Origin of the sequence: Pseudomonas sp. Pseusp97 (genome assembly GCF_047304025.1) — a bacterium.
Lineage (GTDB): Bacteria > Pseudomonadota > Gammaproteobacteria > Pseudomonadales > Pseudomonadaceae > Pseudomonas.
Genome location: NZ_JBGLYK010000029.1, coordinates 13,908 through 33,133, shown reverse-complemented (window position 1 = coordinate 33,133; position 19,226 = coordinate 13,908). Strand labels below are relative to the sequence as shown.

At 67.2% G+C, this 19,226-nt stretch carries 18 protein-coding genes; 8 read left to right on the top strand and 10 right to left on the bottom strand.

All coding sequences use genetic code 11. The annotated features are described in order from the left end of the window. Positions 1-184: 184 nt before the first annotated feature. On the top strand, positions 185-1,714 hold the full coding sequence (locus tag ACCC94_RS08395) for an NCS1 family nucleobase:cation symporter-1 (protein WP_413348851.1): 1,530 nt from the start codon (positions 185-187) through the stop codon (positions 1,712-1,714). Positions 1,715-1,759: 45 nt separating this feature from the next. On the opposite strand, the gene pcaD is transcribed toward ACCC94_RS08395, so the two are convergent. Continuing rightward, positions 1,760-2,557: a 3-oxoadipate enol-lactonase gene (gene pcaD / locus ACCC94_RS08390; RefSeq protein WP_413348850.1), complete on the bottom strand. Its 798-nt coding sequence runs from the start codon at positions 2,555-2,557 to the stop codon at positions 1,760-1,762. 95 nt (positions 2,558-2,652) lie between these two features. Between pcaD and ACCC94_RS08385 the strand changes: the two genes are divergently transcribed. Then, positions 2,653-3,528, top strand: a complete 876-nt coding sequence (locus tag ACCC94_RS08385) for a LysR family transcriptional regulator (RefSeq protein WP_413348849.1) — start codon at positions 2,653-2,655, stop codon at positions 3,526-3,528. Here the strand turns inward: ACCC94_RS08385 and ACCC94_RS08380 are convergent, their stop codons facing one another. Then, positions 3,529-4,281: a glutathione S-transferase family protein gene (locus tag ACCC94_RS08380; RefSeq protein ID WP_413348848.1), complete on the bottom strand. Its 753-nt coding sequence runs from the start codon at positions 4,279-4,281 to the stop codon at positions 3,529-3,531. 187 nt (positions 4,282-4,468) lie between these two features. On the opposite strand from ACCC94_RS08380, the gene ACCC94_RS08375 reads away from it, so the two are divergent. The 3 genes from ACCC94_RS08375 to ACCC94_RS08365 all read left to right on the top strand — a co-directional run bounded on the left by ACCC94_RS08375 (position 4,469) and on the right by ACCC94_RS08365 (position 8,566). Continuing rightward, entirely contained in the window at positions 4,469-4,972 is a 504-nt protein-coding gene (locus ACCC94_RS08375) for an RNA polymerase sigma factor (RefSeq protein ID WP_413348861.1), read from the top strand. Then, the gene (locus ACCC94_RS08370; protein WP_413348847.1) at positions 4,969-5,931 is read left to right on the top strand and encodes a FecR domain-containing protein; all 963 of its coding nucleotides are present in this window, start codon (positions 4,969-4,971) and stop codon (positions 5,929-5,931) included. Before ACCC94_RS08375 ends, ACCC94_RS08370 begins: the two co-directional genes overlap by 4 nt. 226 nt (positions 5,932-6,157) lie before the next feature. Further along, complete coding sequence (locus tag ACCC94_RS08365; RefSeq protein WP_413348846.1) at positions 6,158-8,566, top strand: TonB-dependent siderophore receptor; 2,409 nt, start codon at positions 6,158-6,160, stop codon at positions 8,564-8,566. Positions 8,567-9,091: 525 nt separating this feature from the next. Here ACCC94_RS08365 and ACCC94_RS08360 read toward each other — a convergent pair. Beyond that, positions 9,092-9,958 (bottom strand): protein phosphatase 2C domain-containing protein, encoded by an 867-nt coding sequence (locus ACCC94_RS08360; protein WP_413348845.1) that lies wholly within the window; start codon positions 9,956-9,958, stop codon positions 9,092-9,094. Between the two features lie 80 nt (positions 9,959-10,038). Between ACCC94_RS08360 and ACCC94_RS08355 the strand changes: the two genes are divergently transcribed. After that, entirely contained in the window at positions 10,039-10,989 is a 951-nt protein-coding gene (locus ACCC94_RS08355; protein WP_413348844.1) for an SMP-30/gluconolactonase/LRE family protein, read from the top strand. A 30-nt stretch (positions 10,990-11,019) separates the two neighbouring features. Continuing rightward, on the top strand, positions 11,020-11,643 hold the full coding sequence (locus tag ACCC94_RS08350) for a glutathione S-transferase (protein WP_413348843.1): 624 nt from the start codon (positions 11,020-11,022) through the stop codon (positions 11,641-11,643). Positions 11,644-11,946: 303 nt separating this feature from the next. On the opposite strand, the gene ACCC94_RS08345 is transcribed toward ACCC94_RS08350, so the two are convergent. The 5 genes from ACCC94_RS08345 to ACCC94_RS08325 form a co-directional block, all read right to left on the bottom strand. Further along, complete coding sequence (locus ACCC94_RS08345) at positions 11,947-12,246, bottom strand: hypothetical protein (RefSeq protein ID WP_413348842.1); 300 nt, start codon at positions 12,244-12,246, stop codon at positions 11,947-11,949. A gap of 11 nt (positions 12,247-12,257) precedes the next feature. After that, positions 12,258-13,700: a cell envelope integrity protein CreD gene (creD, locus tag ACCC94_RS08340; protein ID WP_413348841.1), complete on the bottom strand. Its 1,443-nt coding sequence runs from the start codon at positions 13,698-13,700 to the stop codon at positions 12,258-12,260. A 455-nt stretch (positions 13,701-14,155) separates the two neighbouring features. Beyond that, complete coding sequence (creC, locus tag ACCC94_RS08335; protein WP_413348840.1) at positions 14,156-15,571, bottom strand: two-component system sensor histidine kinase CreC; 1,416 nt, start codon at positions 15,569-15,571, stop codon at positions 14,156-14,158. Beyond that, the gene (gene creB, locus ACCC94_RS08330) at positions 15,571-16,260 is read right to left on the bottom strand and encodes a two-component system response regulator CreB (RefSeq protein WP_413348839.1); all 690 of its coding nucleotides are present in this window, start codon (positions 16,258-16,260) and stop codon (positions 15,571-15,573) included. Before creB ends, creC begins: the two co-directional genes overlap by 1 nt. Positions 16,261-16,326: 66 nt before the next feature. After that, complete coding sequence (locus ACCC94_RS08325; RefSeq protein ID WP_413348838.1) at positions 16,327-16,848, bottom strand: ATP-dependent zinc protease; 522 nt, start codon at positions 16,846-16,848, stop codon at positions 16,327-16,329. 138 nt (positions 16,849-16,986) lie between these two features. On the opposite strand from ACCC94_RS08325, the gene ACCC94_RS08320 reads away from it, so the two are divergent. Next, complete coding sequence (locus ACCC94_RS08320; protein ID WP_413348837.1) at positions 16,987-17,886, top strand: acyltransferase; 900 nt, start codon at positions 16,987-16,989, stop codon at positions 17,884-17,886. A 6-nt stretch (positions 17,887-17,892) separates the two neighbouring features. On the opposite strand, the gene ACCC94_RS08315 is transcribed toward ACCC94_RS08320, so the two are convergent. After that, on the bottom strand, positions 17,893-18,456 hold the full coding sequence (locus tag ACCC94_RS08315; RefSeq protein WP_413348836.1) for a DUF2780 domain-containing protein: 564 nt from the start codon (positions 18,454-18,456) through the stop codon (positions 17,893-17,895). Positions 18,457-18,553: 97 nt separating this feature from the next. Next, on the bottom strand, positions 18,554-19,096 hold the full coding sequence (locus ACCC94_RS08310; protein ID WP_413348835.1) for a DUF2780 domain-containing protein: 543 nt from the start codon (positions 19,094-19,096) through the stop codon (positions 18,554-18,556). Positions 19,097-19,226 lie beyond the last annotated feature (130 nt).

The window sequence follows — 19,226 nt, the reverse complement described above, 5'->3', positions numbered from 1 at the left end:
ATTGCTATGGAAAATTAATTTCCTGACCACTTGGACAGCCATCAAGGCCGCACCAATAAAGGGCTCACAGGTGATTCGCACTTGGCTTCAACGAGGCTTGAAAAGCTGTAGACGGTGGCCCTGGCACGGAACTGGCTTTGCACACAAACCATAAAAAGCCGTGCATACAAAAGCCGAGTAGCCCATGACCTCCAGCCCTACCCACCTGTCCGGCGTTTCCCCTGTTCAAGCTGTCGATGGCGCGGCTTCCGCGAAGACCGCCGCCCCGACTCTGAGCCCACGTCTGTACAGCGCCGACCTGGCCCCGACCAAGGCCGCCGGGCGCAACTGGGGCCGTTACAGCCTGTTCGCGCTTTGGACCAACGATGTGCACAACATCGCCAACTATTCCTTCGCCATCGGGTTGTTCGCCCTGGGCATGAGCGGTGCGCAGATCCTCGCCGCCTTCGCCCTCGGCGCGATGGTGATCTACGGCCTGATGAACCTGTCCGGCTACATGGGCCAGAAGACCGGCCTGCCCTATCCGGTGATGTGCCGCATCAGCTTCGGCATCCACGGCGCGCAGGTGCCGGCGCTGATCCGCGCGGTGATCGCCATCGCCTGGTTCGGCATCCAGACCTACCTCGCCTCGGTGGTCCTGCGCGTGCTGCTCACCGCCATCGCGCCGAGCCTTGCGGCCTACGACCAGGATTCGATCCTCGGCCTGTCGACCCTCGGCTGGATCACCTTCCTCGGCATCTGGTGCGTGCAGCTGGTGATCTTCGCCTACGGCATGGAGATGGTGCGCCGCTACGAATCCTTCGCCGGGCCGATCATCCTGGTGGCCTTCGCCAGCCTCGCCGGCTGGATGTACTGGCGCGCCGGCCTGTCGATTTCCTGGTCCAGCGGCAACGCGCCGAGTGGCTCGGCAATGTGGCTGAAAGTACTGGGCGCCGCCGCGCTGTGGGTCTCGCTGTACGGCACCATGATCCTCAATTTCTGCGACTTCACCCGCAACTGCCCGGACCGCCGCACCATCAGCGTCGGCAACTTCTGGGGCCTGCCGGTGAACATGCTGGGCTTCGCACTGATCGCCGTGGTGCTGGCCGGCGCGCAGTTCAGCATCGACGGCAAGCTGGTGCAGAACCCCACGGAAATCGTCGCCGCGATCCCCAGTACCTTCGGCCTGGTGCTGGCCTGCCTGGCCTTCCTGATCGTCACCGTGGCGGTGAACATCATGGCCAACTTCGTCGCCCCGGCCTACGTGCTCACCAACCTCGCGCCGAACCTGCTGAACTTCCGCCGCGCCGGCCTGCTCAGCGCCACCATCGCGGTGCTGATCCTGCCCTGGCACCTGTACAACAGCCCGGCGGTGATCGTGTATTTCCTCGGCGGCCTGGGCGCGCTGCTCGGCCCGCTGTACGGGATCATCGTCACCGACTACTACCTGGTGCGCCGCAGCCGGGTGAACCTGCCCGAGCTTTACAGCGAGAGCCGCGACGCCGCCTACCACTACAGCGGCGGCGTGAACCTGCGCGCCGTGGCGGCGTTCGTACCGGCGGCGCTGATCGCCATCGTGCTGGCGCTGGTGCCGGCGTTCGAGGCGCTGTCGCAGTTTTCCTGGTTCTTCGGCGCGGGGCTCGGCGCGCTGATCCACTACACCCTGGCCGACCGCAAGCGCAGCTACGCGGACGTCTGCGGCGAGCCCATCGCGGTGGATGCGGCGCATCACTGACGCCTGTGGATAAACCGCAAGGCCGCCCGAGGGCGGCCTTGTTGCTCAGGGCGCCAGCAGGAAATCCAGCACCGCGCCTTCGAACTCACGGGGGAACTCGATGTTCGACAGGTGCACCGCCGGCAGCGTGAGCAGGCGCGCGCCGGGGATCGCCTGGGCAATCAGCTCGCTGTGGTCCGCAGCGGTCACCGTGTCGAACTGGCCGGCGATCACCAGCGTGGGCAGGCGCACGCCGTGCAATGCGCTGCGCAGATCGGTTTCCTGCACCGCGGCGAAGGAGCCGGCCAGCCCATGCCGGTTGGTCGCCAGCAGCGTGGCGCGGAACGGCTCGACCTCCGACCGCTGCGAATCCAGCCAGGCCGCCGGGAACCAGTTGGCGAGGAAGGTGGCCGCGGTGCCCTGCATATCCTCCGCCGCCAGTACCTCGGCGATGCGCGCGTCCCACTGCTCCTGTGGCCCGAGCCAGGCGGAGGTGTTCGCCAGGACCAGGCGCTCGATGCGCTGCGGCGCGTTCAGCGCCAGCCACTGGCCGACGAAACCGCCGAGGGAAAGCCCGAGGAAATGCGCACGTTGCACACCGAGCGAGTCGAGCAGCTCGCTCACGTCTTCCCCCAGCCGCGCCAGCGCATAGGGGCCGGGCGGCACGCTGGAAGCGCCGTGCCCGCGAGCGTCATAGCGCAGCACGCGGAAGTGTTCGCTCAGCGCGGCGATCTGCCCGTCCCACATGTGCAGGTCGGTGCCGATGGAGTTGGACAGCACCAGCAGCGGCCGATCGGCGGGGCCGTCCAGGCGATAGGCGATGCGGGCGTTGTCGCGGGTGGTCAGGTAGCGCAGCGGGCTCATGGCAGCCTCCTCGGGATGTGATGAGAGCGAGGCTAGTTGCGGCCGGCCTTCGAAGAAATTACAAAGAATGAACGATCCCTGTCAGGAAAGCTGACATGCCAGACTTCACCCTGCACGACCTGCAGTGCTTTGACGCCGTGGTCGAAGCCGGCGGTTTCCAGGCCGCCGCCCAGCAACTGCACCGCTCGCACCCGGCGGTTTTCGCCGCCGTCGCCCGGCTGGAGCGCCAGCTCGGTTTCGAGCTGCTCGACCGCAGCGGCTACCGCGTCGCCCTGACCGGCGCCGGCGCATCCTTCCACCGCCGCGCCCAGGGCCTGCTGCGCGAACTGGGCAACCTGCGGGACCATGCCGTGCACCTGGCGGCGGGCGAGGAAAGCGAATTGCGCGTCGTGCTCGGCGATTTCTGCCCGCGCCCTGCCCTGCTGGAAAAGCTCGCGCGGTTCTTCGCCACGCAGCCCCGCACGCGCTTGCAGCTGTACTTCGAAAGCGTCAGCGGCCCGCTGGAACGGCTGCTCGATGGCGAGGCCGAGCTGATCCTGCACCGCGTGGACAAGGCCGACCCGCGCCTGGAATGGCTCGACCTGGGTACGGTGGAGTTCATCCCGGTGACAGCGCCGACACTACTGGCGGACAGCGATGACATCCGCCCCGAGCACCTGCGCGCGCTCACCCAGTGCGTGATGCGCGACAGCGCCCGCCACTCGCCGCCGGTGGAATTCTTCACCCTCGAAGGAGCGCCGCAATGCACGGTGCCGGATCAGGCGATGAAGAAGGAGCTGGTGCTGCACGGCCTGGCCTGGGGTCACCTGCCGCGTCACCTGATCGAGGAAGAATTGGCCAATGGCCGCCTGCGCGATCTCAGCGGTCCCCAGTTGCCCGGTCGCCGCGAGGAACTGGTCGCCGCACGCCTGCGTGACCGCGCCCACGGTCCGGTCGCGCAGCGTCTCTGGAGTTTTCTGCAGGAGGCCTGATCAGCTGCGGCTCATCGGGCCGCGCACCGGCCGCTCGCGCATGTGGCTGATCTCGCTGACCGGCGCGCCGGCGGCGATCAGCGCCTCGCGCTGCTGAAGAATGGGCGTGCGGGCGATGGCGCGCTCGAACTGGTTGAGCTTCTGGAACGCCGGCAGCGCGAAGGTCGCGGCGAGCATGGCCGCCAGTTTCGGCCAGCGCTGGGCGTCCAGCTCGTAGCGGGCGAACTGCGCGTTGCGCATGAAACAGGCGACGCTGATGTCGGCGATGGACAGCTCGCCGAACAGCCAGCCGCTTTCCGGCCACTGCGCTTCCAGATAATCAAACACGGCCGGCAGATCGTGCTGGTAGGTCTTCTCCAGCAGCGCCGCGTCCGGCTCGCGGCCCCAGACGCCGCGGCCGATCACCAACTGGTCGAACAGCTGCCAGATCACCACCTGGCCCATGCGGCTGTCGGCGAATTCCTCGATCCAGCGCGCGCGGGCGCGCTCGGCGATATCCGCCGGGTACAACGCGGGCTGTGGATAACGCTCCTCCAGGTACTGGCAGATCACCGAGGAATCGTTCAGCACCAGCTCGCCGTCCACCAGCACCGGCACCTGGCGCAGCGGGCTCAGGCGCTCGAAGTCCTCGTTGCCGAAGAACGGCACGACGGAGTCGATGCGGTAGTCCACGCCCTTCATTTCCAGCAGGACCAGCGCCTTGCGCACGTAGGGCGAGAGGAAGGAACCGATGATCAGCACGGGATCGGACATGGCGAGGCTTTCCGCAAAAAGGGTCGTCCGATTGTAGAACGACGCCGAAAAGCGGGCGACTGGCGGCAAAAGCCGACCGGCGCCAATTGCGCGCTTGACTGCACTTTGCGATCATTTGCGAATGGTTATCGTTTTTTAACTTGATCCCATTTGGGATCATTGGGGGAGTAGCTTGTCGGCCATCCGGATGGGTAGCGGCGAACTCGTTGGCACCTTGTATCGCGATCACCGCGACTGGCTGACCGCCTGGCTGAACCGCAGCCTGGGCTGTCCGCAGCGCGCCGAAGACCTGAGCCAGGACACCTTCGTCCGCGTGCTCGGTCGTCGCGAGCTGCCCTCACTGCGTGAACCGCGCGCCTTCCTGGTGACCGTGGCCAAGGGCATTCTCGTGGATCACTGGCGCCGCGTGGCGCTGGAACAGGCCTACCTCGAAGAGCTGAAGTGCCTGCCCGAAGCCGTGCAGCCCTCCGCCGAGGAGCACTGCCTGATCCTCGCCGACCTGCGCGAGATCGACCGCCTGCTGGGCAAGCTGTCCACCCGCGCGCGCAGCGCCTTCCTGCTCAACCGCCTGGACGGCCTGGGCCACGCCGAAATCGCCGAGCAACTGGGCGTTTCCGTCCCGCGCGTACGCCAGTACATCGCCCAGGGCCTGCGCCAGTGCTACATCGCGCTGTACGGCGAGCCGACGTGAAGGGGCCGGTTTCCCTGCAGGTGCTCGACGAGGCGATCAGCTGGCAGCTGCGCCTGAGTTCCGGCGAATCGCGCCCGGACGATGAAGCCGCTTTCGCCCGCTGGCATTCGGCCCACAGCGAACACGCCCGCGCCTGGAGCCAGCTGGGCATGCTCGACCGCAGTCTCGCTGGCGCTGCGCCCAAGGCCGCGCGCAATGCCCTGCTGCGCTCGCCCGGCGAGTCCCGGCGCAAGGTCCGCCGCCTGGCGGGCACCGGCTTGTCGTTGCTGCTCGTCGGCGCGCTGGCGCTGGGTGTCGGCAACCGCTACATGCCGGTGCGCTATGCCTTCTCCGACCTGGTCACCGCCACCGGAGAACAGCGCGAGCTGCGGCTGCCGGACAATACGTTGTTGAAGCTGAACAGCCGCACCGCCGTCGATGTGCGCTTCGACGCGCAGCAGCGGCGCATCGTCCTGCTCAGCGGCGAGATCCTGGTGGAAACCGCCCACGGCGACAGCCGCCCGTTCATCGTCGAGACCGACGAAGGCCGCCTGCGCGCCCTCGGCACGCGCTTCCTGGTGGAGCGCGACGACGGCCACAGCACCTTGCTGAGCGTCCTGCAGTCCGCCGTCGCGGCGCGCCCCGAACAGTTGCCGGACGAACGTGTGATCAACCAGGGCCAGCACGTGCGCGTGCGTGCCGACGGCTTCGGCGCGGTGGAAGCCAACAGCGCCACCGCCGACGCCTGGACCCACGGCATGCTGGTGGTGGACAACGTGCGCCTGGTCGAGCTGATCGACCAACTGGCGCGCTACAGGCCCGGTTACCTGGGCGTCGATCCGGCGCTGGCGGACCTGCGCATCACCGGCAGCTTCCCGCTGAAGAACATCGACCTGGCGCTCAGCTCGCTGGAGCCGACGCTGCCGGTGCGAGTCGAGAAACACGGCCCGTGGTACGCCCGCGTGGTGCCGCGTCGCTGAGATGCCCCTGTAGGAGCGAGCTTGCTCGCGAACAGAGTCCCCCCGAAGCACAGGCGTCAAGGGGGTTCGCGAGCAAGAACTAGGCGTCCCCCTCGATCCTACGAAAAGCCGTTCGCATCAACCACTGCGTACAGCCGGAAAAATTTTTCACCCCCGCCCTATCACTTTTTGAATCTCGTTCGGCAAGGAGGCATCGAGAATCGCTTTCATTCAGGAGTCGTTTTCAATGCGCCGCCCGTTCGAACTGTCGCTCCGCCCCTGCCTGCTGGCCAGTGCCATCCTGCTGGCCACCTCCGCGGCCATCGCCGCCGAAGCCGTGCGTGACTACCAGCTGCCGTCCGGCCCACTGGCCAGCACCCTCAACCGCATCGCCGCCGAAGCCGGCCTGTCGCTGAGCCTCGACCCGGCGCTGGCCCAGGGCCGCAGCGCGCATGCCGTGCAGGGCCGTTACGATGCTGCCGGCGCGCTGCGCCAGGCCCTGCAGGGCAGCGGGCTGGAACTGGTGGAAAGCGAATCGGGCAGCTACAGCCTGCGCCCGGTGCCGAGCGACACCCTGTCGATGTCCGCCACTACCATCAGCGGCGCGCAGGAAGACCCGGACGGCCCCGCCATCGGCTACCTGGCCACCCGCACTCGCGCCGGCACCAAGACCGACACCCCGCTGCTGGAAACCCCGCGCTCCATCTCCGTCGCCACCCGCGAGCAGATGCAGGACCGCAACGTACAGAGCCTGGACGACGCAGTGCGCTACATGCCCGGCGTGATCGCCAGCAGCTACGGCAACGACACCCGCGCCGAGTGGCTGAAGGTGCGCGGCTTCGAGCCGACCCAGTTCCTCGACGGGCTGCCTCTGCCCAAGGGCGCCTACGTGATGCCCAGGCTGGAAACCTGGGACCTGGAGCGCGTCGCCCTGCTGCGCGGGCCGGCCTCCTCGCTGTATGGCCAGACCCCACCCGGCGGCCTGCTGGACATGACCAGCCGCCGCCCGCAGGCCGAAAGCAGCCACGAAGTGCAGCTGCAAGTCGGCAGCTACGAGCACAAGCAGATTTCCTTCGACAGCACCGGCAAGGTCGACGACGCCGGCAACCTGCTCTACCGCGTCAGCGGCGTGGTGCGCGACAGCAACACGCAGGTCGAGCACGTCGACAACAAGCGCTACAACATCGCCCCGAGCCTGACCTGGAACTTCGACGAGGACACCAGGCTGACCTTCCTCTCCCAGTTCAACCGCGACGATACCGGCATCACCAGCCAGTTCCTGCCGCTGCAGGGCACCAAGCTGTCGACCCCGGCGGGCGAGGTGCGCTACCACAAGAACCTCGGCGACCCGGACTGGGAGTTCTACGACAAGACCTACTACGCCCTGGGCTACGCCTTCGAACACCGCATCAACGACGTCTGGCAGTTCCGCCAGAACCTGCGCTACACCAAGAGCGACCTGTCCTTCCAGGGCATCACCGCCGGCGGCAGCGCGACCTCGGTGGCCGACGACGGCACCCTGTCCCGCGGCGCCAACGTGGTGGACGAAGACATCAGCCAGTTCGCCATCGACAACAACCTGCAGGCCGACTTCGCCACCGGCCCGCTCAAGCACACCCTGCTGCTGGGCCTGGATCACCAGCGCGCCAACACCAACTACAAGTGGCTGTACGGCACCGCGCCAACCAGCAACATCAGCAAGCCGATCTATGGCCAGGACTTCAGCAACGTCGTCTACACCGCGTACAACGACTACAACCAGAAGATGCGCGACACCGGTCTGTACGCCCAGGACCAGATCGCCCTGGACAACTGGCGCCTGACCCTCGGCGGCCGCCAGGACTGGGCCCACACCGGTTCGAAGTTCTACAACGCCGATGGCGCCACCGACACCCGCCGCGACAGCCAGTTCAGCGGCAACGCGGCGCTCAGCTACGTGTTCGACAACGGCGTGGCGCCCTACGTGTCCTATGCCGAATCCTTCCAGACCGAAGCCGGCGGCACCAACGGCGCGGCCTTCGAGCCAAGCACCGGCAAGCAGGTCGAGCTGGGCGTGAAGTACCAGCCGGTGGGCACCGACCTGATGCTCAGCGCCGCCGTCTACGACCTGACCCGCAAGAACATCGTCCTCACCGGCAGCGACTTCATCAGCCGACCGGTGGGTGAAGCGCAGGTGCGCGGCTTCGAGCTGGAGGCGGTGGGCAACGTCACCGAGAACCTCAAGGTCACCGCCGCCTACACCTACGCCAACAGCAAGATGACCAAGGTCGCCAACCCGCTGGACAAGAACCGTCCGCTGCCGCTCACCCCGGAGAACCAGGCCTCGCTGTGGGCCGACTACACCTGGCACGACGGCCTGCTCGACGGCTTCGGCCTGGGCTTCGGCACCCGCTACGTCGGCGAGACCCACAACATCGCCATCGGCAGCATGGGCTACGTGCGCGACAAGTCGGACGGCGACACCGGTTCCTACACCCTCTACGACGCCGCGGTGCACTACGACCTCGGCCGCCTGGACAACAGCCTCAACGGCCTGAACGTCGCGCTGAATGCCAACAACGTATTCGACAAGGAATACATCTCCACCTGCGACGGCTTCTACTGCTACTACGGCGACCGTCGCAACGTGGTCGCGAGCGTCAACTACAAGTTCTGAGGTAACAGGCCCTCGTAGGGCACATAACGCGCCAGCGTTATCCGCCGTTCCCTCGGCGGATAACCTGTTCCAGGTTATTCGCCCTACGCTCCGGTGTTTCAGACCACGTAGGAGCGGACTGCGTCCGCGATTGGTCCGCATCGCGCCGGGGGCCATCGCGGACGGAGTCCGCTCCTACCCGAAATATCGCTCCGGGGCATGCCCTCTCCCCCGCCCTGGCTGCGCGCCCCGCTCCAAAGGGAGAGGGCGCCGCCCGTGCCGGCTGACTCGTCGGCTTGAGCTTGCACCATACGGTCCCCTCTCCCTTCAGGGAGAGGGTTAGGGAGAGGGAAAATCCCAAGCACGAACCGTCAGAAGAAAAACGATCGCAGGGCGCATAACGCGCCAGCGTTATCCGCCCCCTCGGCGGATAACCTGTCCCAGGTTATGCGCCCTTCAGTGGAGGCCCGCTCCGTTGTTTCAGGCCACGTAGGAGCGGACTCCGTCCGCGATAGGTCTGCATCGCGCCGGATGTCATCGCCGCTCCTACGCCATGCCCACCATCACTTCTCCCCACACCACGCTCGCATCGTCGTGGATCTTCAGGCGCGGGTATTCCAATGCCTGGCCATCGGCGCTTTCGACCGCGCGCAATTCGTCGATCAGGGCCTCCACGCCCCGCTCGGGCAGCGCCGCGAACAGCGCATCGAGATCGTACTGGCGGAAATCCAGCAAACGGTCGAAGCCATCGGTCACCAGCATGAACGCCTTCAGCCCCGCCGGATCGAGCACCCGGCGCTGCACGTGGGGAATCCAGCGCTCGCTCGGGTCCAGGCACCAGTAGCCTTGCGGTGTGTTGGCCAGAGCGCGGTTGCGCCGCACCCATTCGCGACTGGCCTGCCAGAGTTGCGCGTGGCTCCAGTCCGGATTCGCCTCGCGCAGCGCCAGTAGCCGCTGCACCGACTGGCGATCGATCTCTTCCAGCGGCGTATCGCCGAAGCTCTCGACGCGGCCATCCGCCCAGGCCAGGTGGATGCAGGTATCGCAGAGGTTGAGCAGCTCCAGCGAGCCGTCGCCCAGCACCCGCACCAGGCTCAGGCAGGCGGTCGGCAGGCTAAGGTCCAGGCTCACGGCCACGCCGGAATCGCGCTGGAAATCGGCGGCGATGCCCGCCTGCAGTTGCGCCAGCAAATCCTCGGTCGGTCGATACGGCTGCTCTTCCAGCAGGCGCTGCAGGTGCGCATTGGCGCTCTGCGCCAGCCAGCGCGCGTCGCTCTCGCCACCCACCAGCCCCTGCCCGAGGCTGGTCGCGCCATCCAGCACCCAGGCCGCCTGCGCGGTGTAGCCGATGGCATCGTCGTTCACCGGCGAACCCTGGCGGCAGGCCGCCCCGCGTACGGAAATCGTCGTCACAAGCCGTTCTCCTTCATTTCGTCGGCCACACTGACCGGCGTACAGTCTCACCTGATTCGAACCCTGCCAAGGAGCGCCCCATGCCTCGCGTTCTGTCGCTGCTGCTCGCCGGCCTGTTGCTGGCCACCGGCGCCCACGCCACCCAGGTGAAATACTTCGACCTGCCCAAGGGCTCCGGCCCGCACGATGTGGCCCCCACCGAAGACGGCAAGGTCTGGTACACCGCGCAGAAGCTCGGTGCGCTCGGCCGCCTCGATCCGCAGACCGGGCAGACCGAACAGGTCAGCCTGGGCAAGGGCTCCAGCCCTCATGGCGTGATCGCCGATGGCAACGGCGACGCCTGGATCACCGACAGTGGCCAGAACGCCATCGTCCATGTGGATGCCCAGCGCCTGGGCGTGGAAGTCATCCCGTTGCCCAAGGAAGCGGCCAACGCCAACCTCAACACTGCGGTATTCGATGACGACGGCGTGCTGTGGTTCACCGGGCAGAACGGATTCTACGGCCGCCTCGACCCGAGCAGCCGCGACCTCAAGGTCTGGCCGGCGCCGCGCGGCAAGGGTCCGTACGGCATCGCCGTGGCGCCGGACGGCGGCCTCTGGTACGCCTCGCTGGCGGGCAACTACCTCGGCCAGATCGACGGCCTCGCCAATCGCGTCACCCCATTCGATGCGCCAAGCCCGCAAGGCGGCCCGCGCCGCCTCTGGGCCGACTCCGTGGGGCGGCTCTGGGTCAGCCAGTGGAACGCCGGGAGCCTCGCGCGCTTCGACCCCAGCGACAACCAGTGGAAAACCTGGAAGCTGCCGGGCGATCATCCGCAGCCTTATGCGGTTTACGTCGATGCCATGGACCAGGTATGGCTGAGCGACTTTTCCGCCAATGCGCTGCTGCGCTTCGACCCGCAGAGCGAGACATTCACCGCCTACCCCAGCGACCAGCAACACGCCAACGTCCGCCAGCTGCTTGGCCGGCCCGGCGAGGTGTGGGGCGCCGAATCCGGCACCGATCGCCTGGTGCTGATCCAGAACTGATGCCACGACCAAACCCAGGAGTTGCTGTCGATGAGTACCCGCCCCGTCCTGTTCCACGCCCCTGCCTCGCCCTTCGTGCGCAAGGTCATGGTGCTACTGCACGAGACCGGCCAGGCCGATGCCGTGGAACTGTACGCCGCCGTCCATACGCCCATCGCGCCGGATGCCGGCGTGCTGCACGACAACCCCGCCGGCAAGATTCCCGCCCTGCGCCTGGTCGACGGGCAGACCCTGCACGATAGCCGGGTGATCCTCGAGTACCTCGACCAGCAGCACGCCGGCGAGCCGCTGATTCCCCGCGAAGGCGCCGCGCGCTGGCGCCGTCTCACCCTAGCGTCCCTGGCCGACGCCGTGCTCGATGCGGCCGTGCTGATCCGCTACGAAACCGCCATGCGCCCGCAGGAGAAACACTGGGACAAATGGCTGGACAACCAGCAGCTGAAGATCACCCGCACCCTCGCCTACTTCGACGGCGAGGCCCATGCCGAACTGGCCGCGAACTTCGACATCGCCGCCATCGGCGTAGCCTGCGCCCTGGGCTACCTGGACTTCCGCCAGCCGCACTGGGACTGGCGCGCCGACTACCCGCAACTGGCCCGCTGGTTCGCCGACATCAGCCAGCGGCCGTCGATGCAGGCTACGGCCCCTGCCTGACTCATCGATGGGTATCGCTGCGCTCCCCCCCATCCTATGGGGCGCAGCTCAGGGATCGATCCGCTGTAAGCCATACCCGCCAGCCGGCACCGCCCAGACCCCTCTCCCTTTGGGAGAGGGTTGGGGTGAGGGCATAGCCCGCGCGCCAGAATTTCACCTCGCAGCGAACGTGCCGCATCACCCGACGCTGAAACCGCTCATCACGCACCGCGCGCCGCTGCGGTCCCGGTTCGAACAACCCGGCGATCCGCCGCGCCAGCCGCCGGCCCATCTCGCGCTCTTCGCGCAGTCCGTTCCACGCACTCATGATTGCCTCCCCAGCCGGTAGAGCGGCAGCGCCAGCAGCAGGCCGAGCTGCGCGACGCCCATGCACATTTCCAGGAACGAGCGCACATGAGGATTGTTCGCCGCGTCCTCGACGCCGGTGAGCTGCGTCCACAGCTCGCCCGGCAGCAACAGCGCCAGGTGCGCCAGCGGCTTGCCGGTAGCCACCAGCAGGGCGATCCAGTCGAAGCGGCCCAGCAGCATCAGCACGGGCAGGCACAGGCCACTGACCAGAAGGCCGGCGAACAGGCACAGGGAAAAACGCATCAGGTTGGGCATTTCCAGTCTCCTCAGCGCTGCACGCGCACGTCTTCCAGGGAAAACTCCAGGTCATCGCCACGCGGCTTGCCGAGGCCGTACCAGTCCAGCCGGCGGGTCAGCACCATCACGCCGCCGAGCACGCCGAACAACAGCAGCGAACCCATCAGCAAGGCGTAGTCCTCGGCGCTGAGCAGCGCGTAGAGCATCCCGTAGAGCCCGGCCAACCCTGCGCTGAAACCGGCGCCACGCCCCAGGCTGTGCAGCACGTGGCAGAGGTAGAAGCCGATCAGAGCGACGCAGGCGCCAGCGGACAGCAGGTAGGCGAGTTCGAAACCGATGTGCTCGGAGAGCGACAACAGCAGCAGGTAGAACAGCGCCAGCGCCATGCCCACCAGCGCGTACTGGATGGGATGCACCGACAGGCGCTTGAGCACTTCGAAGAGGAAGAAGCCGGCGAAGGTGAGGACCAGGAACAGCAGCGCGTATTTCACCGCGCGGTCGGTCTTCAGGTACTGGTCCACCGGGTCCACCAGCGCCACGCCGAAGCGGTGCTGGCCGAACTCGCTGCACTCGGCGGAGCTGGCGCGGGCGGTATCCGGATCGACCGCTTCGACTGCACGGGCGACATCGGCCTGGACCGGTGCGGCGCAGGCACGCAGCTGGTCCTCCAGGTTGGTGGCGAAGAAGCTGGTGCGCCAGCGCGCGCTGAAGCCCTGGTCGCTGACGCTGCGTTCGGTGGGCAGGAACTCGCCACCGAAGCTGGGGTGCGGCCAGTCCGAGACCAGGTTGACCTGGCTGTCGCGGCCGACCGGGGTGATGTCCAGTCGGCTGCTGCCCAGCAATGACAGCTCGAACGCATAGTCGAAACGTTGCTCGCGGTCGCTGGTCTTGAGCGGCAGCACCGCGTGCACGCCGTTGCCGAGGAACTGGCTCCGGGTGCCCGGCTGGAAGTCTCGCAGCTCGTCGCCGACCTTCAGCTTCGGCGCGTTCTCGATGCCGCGCACATCGCTGATGCCCACCGCCAGCAGCGGGTCGTCGAAGCGGTAGCTGTCCAGATCGCTGGTGATGCCGTAGTTGGCCGGGATGGCGAAGCTGCCGCTGACCTGGCTGTCGGCATGGTACAGGCGCGCTTCGTAGATGCCGCGGTGACGCAGCTCGGTGCGCATCTGCCCGTCGAGGCTGAACACCTCCGGCAGGAAATACAGCCGCCCGCGCACCTCGCGCTCCTGCAGCACGCGCTGCTGGCTCGCCTTGTCCAGGCGCCAGGAACGGACGGTGCGGGTGTAGGGCACGACCACCAGCGGGCCGGTGAGCTGCTGGCTGTAGCTGGCGCTGCGGGCGATGTCCTGGAGGACTTCGTCGCGGTAGTTCTGACGCTCGTCGACGAGGCCGTCGATCATCAGCAGGGGTATGAGCAAGAGGACGATCAACAGCGCGATGGCGCCGAGCTTGATGCCGAGATGGCGGTTCATCGAGGGCTTCTCCGTAGGTGGACGACGGAGCAAGCCTGGGGCCCGCGCGTGGGAGCGTTCGGGACGGAATGTGGAGACTGTGTGGGTTTTGTGTGGCGCTAGCTTTTCGTGGGAGCGGATTCATCCGCGATGCTGCCCGGCGCGAGGCAAACCTATCGCGGATTAATCCGCTCCTACATCATCTCCTGCGTGATGGTTTGCCCTCTCCCTGAAGGGAGAGGGGACTGGTGCGGAGCAGGATGAAACCATAGCGTCAGCCGGCACAAGTGGCTCCCTCTCCCTTCGGAGCGGGGCACGCAGCCAGGGCTGGGGGAGAGGGAGCCCCAAGCAAGGGCTTTCAGAAGAAGACAGCGGCTCCTACGAAAGCCCGCTCGGTGTTTCATCTTGCCTGTAGGAGCGAGCTTGCTCGCGAACCTGAGCCTCGCAGCGGGGCTGATTCGCGAGCAAGCTCGCTCCTACAAGGGCAGAAGCAGACTCGCGCGCACGCCGCCCTGAACGTTCTCGACGCTCAGCTCGCCGCCATGCAGCGCCGCCACCTCGGCCACGAAATTGAGGCCGAGGCCGGTGCTCTTGCGCCCGCTTGCCGGCCGCGGCAGGGAGTAGAAGCGCTCGGTCAGGCGCGGCAGGGCGAAATCCGGAATGGCCTCGCCCTGGTTGAACAGCTCCACGCGCCAGCCCTCGCCTTCCGGCTGCGCAGCGAAACGGATCACGCCGCCGGCCGGGGTGAAATCCAGCGCGTTGTCCAGCAGGTTGCCCAGCGCCTGGCGCAGCAGGAAGCGCTCGCCGTGCACCATCGCCTGCGGCGCAATGCCATTCTCCAGCTGCACGCCCTGGACGCGTGCCAGGCGCTCGTCGATCAGCTCATCCGCCAGCTCCTGCAACGCCACCGGCACACGCTCCTCCAGCCCCTGGCGCTGCTCCACCTGGGCCAGGTTCAGCAGACGCTCGATCAGTTGTTGCAGGCGCTCGCCTTCCCCGGCGATGTTGCCAACGAAGCGCGCGCGCTGCTCGGCGGGCATCTCGCCTTCGAGCAGCTCAGCGGCGCCACGGATGGCCGCCAACGGGCTCTTCAGTTCGTGGGTCAGCGTGTGCACGTAACGCTCGACGTAGTCCTTGCCCTCCAGCTGCACGCGCATGCGCTCCACCGCGTCGGCCAGTTGCGCCATCTCGCCGCCTCGATAACGCGGCAGTTCCGCGCGCCGGCCTTCGCTGACCGCCTGGGCGTAGCGGGTCAGGCGATCCAGCGAGCGGCTCAGCCACCAGGACAGCCCCGCACCGACCAGCAGCCCGAGCGCGATCAGGCCAGCGCCGAGCCAGGCCAGGCGGCGCTGCGAACGATCGATGTAGGGCTGCAGCGTGCGGTTGGGCTTGGAAACGGAGACCACGCCAATGATCTTCTCGCCATCACGGATCGGCGCGGCGACATACATCACCGAGGATTCCGGATCGTCCGCCGACTCGCGGCTGGAGCGTGCGCCGTACTGGCCGCGCAGGGTCAGGAAGACATCATTCCAGCGCGAATAGTCCTGGCCCACGGCCTGGCCGAGGGAGTCCAGCAGGACGATGCCGTGGGCGTCGGTGACGTAGATGCGGTGGTTCACCGCCGTCTTGTTCACGCCCCAGATGTCCGCCTGCGGGCTGCGCGCGCCATAGGCGCGGAGCATCTCCGGCAGCCGGCTCTGGTCGAGGGTGCCGTTCTTCACGTCGGCCTGCAGCACCTCGGCCAGCAGGTTGGCTGTGTCCACCAGGGTTTCCTCGCTGGACTGCCGCACGCCGGGGCGTATTTCGTCCATCACCGTGCGCAGGACGAACCAGCCGGTCAGTCCGACGAAGAAGAAGTAGACCAGGAAGATCCGCAGCGAAAGACGCATCAGCTCTTGTCCGGCGCGTAGCTGTAGCCCAGGCCGCGATGGGTCTGGATCGGCTCGGCGGCGGGCGCGACCTGGCGCAGCTTGGCGCGCAGGCTCTTGATGTGACTGTCGACGTTGCGCTCGTAGCCGGCGTCGGCGGCGACGCCCAGGGCATCGAGCAATTGCTCGCGGCTGAAGACGCGCTCAGGGCGCGCCAGCAGCGTCTGCAGCAGGCGGAATTCGTGACGGGTCAGGGCCAGCGGGTGGCTGCGGTAGCGGATCTGGAAGCGTTCCTCGTCCACCTCGAACGGGCCGTTGCTAGCGGGTGCAGTGGCCGGCGTTTCGCGCGGCGCGGTGCGCTTGAGGATGGCTTTCACCCGGGCGGCAACTTCGCGCGGGCTGAAGGGCTTGACCACGTAGTCGTCGGCGCCGATCTCCAGCCCCACCACGCGGTCGATCTCGGCGTTGCGCGCGGTGAGGAAGATCACCGGTACTTCGGAAAAGCGTCGCAGCTGTTTGCAGGCTTCGAAGCCGCTGATGTCGGGCAGGCCGACGTCGAGGATGACCAGGTCGAACGCATCGCGCTGCAGGCGCTCGAGGGCGGGTCCGGCGAGGCTCAGCCAGGTGGTCTCGAACCCCTCCGCCTGCAGGGCATAGAGCAGCGTATCGGCGATGGCGGCTTCATCTTCGACGATGAGGATGTGGGGCATGGGATTCCGCTTCCCGGGAAGGTCCGCAGAAGGGTCCATCATGCCCCGCGCCGCGTCAATCGGGGATCAGGAGCAGTCCGGCTTGCCAGCGACGAAGCGCCCGCCCGAGTCGACGGCGACGTGGAACTTGCGCAGGCCCTTGGCGCCCATCAGGAACGGGTAGTTGAAGTGGCTGCGGTCGGTGAGGTTGACCTCGATGGTGCGCTGGTCGCCGCCCAGGCACACCGGCAGCTCGATCACCGGACGCTGGCTGAGGCCGGGAGTGGAAGCTTCCTCGTCCTCGTCGCCGCCACCGTCGGAGCGATTCTTGATCTTCGAGATGCGCGCCAGCTTGTGCTCGTACACCGAGTCGCCGCCGTCCTTGGTGGCCAGCTTGAAGCGTACCCAGTCCTCGCCGTCGCGCTGGAAGATCTGGATGTCCTTGGCCGACAGCGAAGAGGTGTAGGCGCCGGTGTCCATCTTGGCCTGCAGGGTCTGGTTCAGTTCGGGCAGGCTGACCCATTCGTAGCGGCCGTACAGCTTGGCGTCGGCGGCCAGTGCCAGGCCGGGAAGTGCAATCAGGGAAAGCAGGGCGAGGGCGCGTTTCACGCGGAATCTCCGGGGGTGGAATACGTCGCATAGGACTAGCACGGCGGCCATTGGTTCGCCATACCTGCGCCGCTTGGGCCGGAACAATTGTCTGCGTATCATGGCCCGCGCCACCGTCGCACAAGGAAAGGAAAACCCATGCGGGCACGTCCTCTGCAAACGCTGGCCGGCGTGATCGCCGGCCTCCTGTTGCTGCTCAACACCCTGGTCCTGATCGGGCCGATGATGCTGATCGCCCTGCTCAAGCTGGTCGTCCCCGGCCAGGGCGCGAAGGATGCCTGCTCCCGCGGGGTGATGTGGATCGCCGAGACCTGGGCGGAGATCGACAAGGCCATCTTCGCGCTGATGACCCCGACCGTCTGGGACATCCGCGGCGCTGCCCAGTTGCGCGGCGATACCTCGTATCTGGTGATCAGCAACCACCAGTCCTGGGTCGACATTCCCGCCCTGGTGCAGGCTTTCAACCGCAAGACGCCCTACTTCAAGTTCTTCCTGAAGAAGGAGCTGATCTGGGTGCCCTTCCTCGGCCTGGCCTTCTGGGCGCTCGACTACCCCTTCATGAAGCGCTACAGCAAGGCCTTCCTGGAGAAGCACCCGGAGCTCAAGGGCAAGGACCTGGAAATCACCAAGGCCGCCTGCGAGAAATTCAAGCGCATGCCGGTCACCGTGGTGAACTACCTGGAAGGCACGCGCTTCACCCCGGCCAAGCAGGCCCAGCAGCAGTCGCCCTACCAGAACCTGTTGCGGCCCAAGGCGGGCGGCGTGGCCTTCGTGCTGGCGGCACTGGGCGAGCAGCTCGATACCCTGCTGGATGTCACCCTGGTCTACCCGAAGGGCCCGCGGCCGGGCTTCTGGGACCTGCTGTGCGGACGCGTTCCGCGCGTAATCGTCGACATCCAGGCGCGCGAGATCGACCCCGCGCTGTGGCAGGGCGATTACGAGAACGATGCGGAGTTTCGCCAGTACGTGCAGAACTGGGTATCGCAGTTGTGGGAGCAGAAGGACGCGCGCATCGAGCAACTGCGCCAGGAGTTCTGACGCTCGTTACGCCCCCCGCCCGGCCACCGGCGCAGCCGGCGCCAGCGGGGCAGTCGGCGTGCCCCAGAGCCCGCCGAGCGTACCCAGCAACTGGTTACTCAGGCCCTGCTCGGTGAAGTAGTCGAGGATCACTCCGGCGAAGCGGCCGATCATCGACTGGTCCATGCCCAGCACGCCGAAGATCTGGTCGACGTCCTGCAGGTTGTTGATCCCGCCCAGCAGCGCCGCGGCGTTGCCCAGTCCGCCGAAACCACCCAGCGCGCCGCCCAGATCGCCCAGCGAGCTGTTGCCGGCAAGCTGGTCGAGGTTGGGCAGGGTCTTCTGCAATTGCGCCGTGTCGGTGTCCTTGAGGCTGTTCATCGCCATCGCCAGCAGGGCGCCGGTGCCGCCGATGGCCTGCTGTTCACTGACGCCCAATTGTCTGGTGAGGTTGCCCAGCAGCGCGTCGGCCGCCGGCGGCACGCTCTGCGTCTGCGTGACCGGCTCGCTGGTGTCGGTGAAGGTAGCGGCGAACACGGGGGAAGCGGCCAGCCAGGCGGCAGCCAGGAAGACGACGGAACGGGTGGGCATCGACGGCTCCGGAAAACGGATGCCCGGCCCCAGAGCGGGGCCGGATCGTCGATAGGACCCAGGCGGTGGACGGCGGTTCCGCGCCGGCCGGCGGATATCAGGCGCCGGTGCCCCAGAGGCTGCCCAGGGTACCGAGCAGGTTGCTGTTCAGGCCCTGCTTGCCGAGGTAATCCAGCAGCACGCTGGAGAATTTGCCGGTCATCTCCTGGTCCATGCCCAGTGCGCCGAATGCCTTGCTCACGTCGCCCATGCTGCTGACGTTGCCGAGCAGGCCGCTGGACGCGCCGCCGCCGAGGTTGCCGAGCTGGCCGCCGAGGCCGCCCAGGGCATTGCTGCCGGTGAGCTTGTCGAGGCCGGGGACGGTCTTGGCCAGTTGCGAATAATCCGCGGTGCTGAGCTTGTTCTTTGCCAGGCCCAGCAGCGCGCCGGTGCCGCCAAGCGCCTGCTCGTCACTGACGCCGAGCTGGCCGGTGAGGGCATCGAGCAGGCCACTGGTCTGCGGGGTGGAGGCAACGCGCGAGGGATCGGCGCCGGTCGCGCCGGAGACCGCCTTGGCGGCATCGCCGAGGTTGAAGGCAAAGGCGGAGGATGCCGCCAGCAGGGCGGCGAGTGCGAGGGTGACGCGGGGTTTGACGGACATCGCTGGCTCCAGGCAGTTGCAAACGCCATATCGACCCAGCGCGACGGTCATCGTTCCGCCACCGCGGCCGACGCAATCGCAAGGCACGGGCCGATCACGCGGCCAGCCACAGCGCAAACCGGCGCGGTAC

Bases quoted from the DNA above. Each gene is read 5' to 3' on its own strand.
- ACCC94_RS08380 (WP_413348848.1), bottom strand. From the start codon at position 4,281: ATGTCCGATCCCGTGCTGATCATCGGTTCCTTCCTCTCGCCCTACGTG.
- creB (WP_413348839.1), bottom strand. From the start codon at position 16,260: ATGCCCCACATCCTCATCGTCGAAGATGAAGCCGCCATCGCCGATACG.
- ACCC94_RS08375 (WP_413348861.1), top strand. From the start codon at position 4,469: ATGGGTAGCGGCGAACTCGTTGGCACCTTGTATCGCGATCACCGCGAC.
- creC (WP_413348840.1), bottom strand. From the start codon at position 15,571: ATGCGTCTTTCGCTGCGGATCTTCCTGGTCTACTTCTTCTTCGTCGGA.
- ACCC94_RS08345 (WP_413348842.1), bottom strand. From the start codon at position 12,246: ATGCCCAACCTGATGCGTTTTTCCCTGTGCCTGTTCGCCGGCCTTCTG.
- pcaD (WP_413348850.1), bottom strand. From the start codon at position 2,557: ATGAGCCCGCTGCGCTACCTGACCACCCGCGACAACGCCCGCATCGCC.
- ACCC94_RS08315 (WP_413348836.1), bottom strand. From the start codon at position 18,456: ATGCCCACCCGTTCCGTCGTCTTCCTGGCTGCCGCCTGGCTGGCCGCT.
- creD (WP_413348841.1), bottom strand. From the start codon at position 13,700: ATGAACCGCCATCTCGGCATCAAGCTCGGCGCCATCGCGCTGTTGATC.
- ACCC94_RS08395 (WP_413348851.1), top strand. From the start codon at position 185: ATGACCTCCAGCCCTACCCACCTGTCCGGCGTTTCCCCTGTTCAAGCT.
- ACCC94_RS08365 (WP_413348846.1), top strand. From the start codon at position 6,158: ATGCGCCGCCCGTTCGAACTGTCGCTCCGCCCCTGCCTGCTGGCCAGT.
- ACCC94_RS08310 (WP_413348835.1), bottom strand. From the start codon at position 19,096: ATGTCCGTCAAACCCCGCGTCACCCTCGCACTCGCCGCCCTGCTGGCG.
- ACCC94_RS08355 (WP_413348844.1), top strand. From the start codon at position 10,039: ATGCCTCGCGTTCTGTCGCTGCTGCTCGCCGGCCTGTTGCTGGCCACC.
- ACCC94_RS08350 (WP_413348843.1), top strand. From the start codon at position 11,020: ATGAGTACCCGCCCCGTCCTGTTCCACGCCCCTGCCTCGCCCTTCGTG.
- ACCC94_RS08385 (WP_413348849.1), top strand. From the start codon at position 2,653: ATGCCAGACTTCACCCTGCACGACCTGCAGTGCTTTGACGCCGTGGTC.
- ACCC94_RS08320 (WP_413348837.1), top strand. From the start codon at position 16,987: ATGCGGGCACGTCCTCTGCAAACGCTGGCCGGCGTGATCGCCGGCCTC.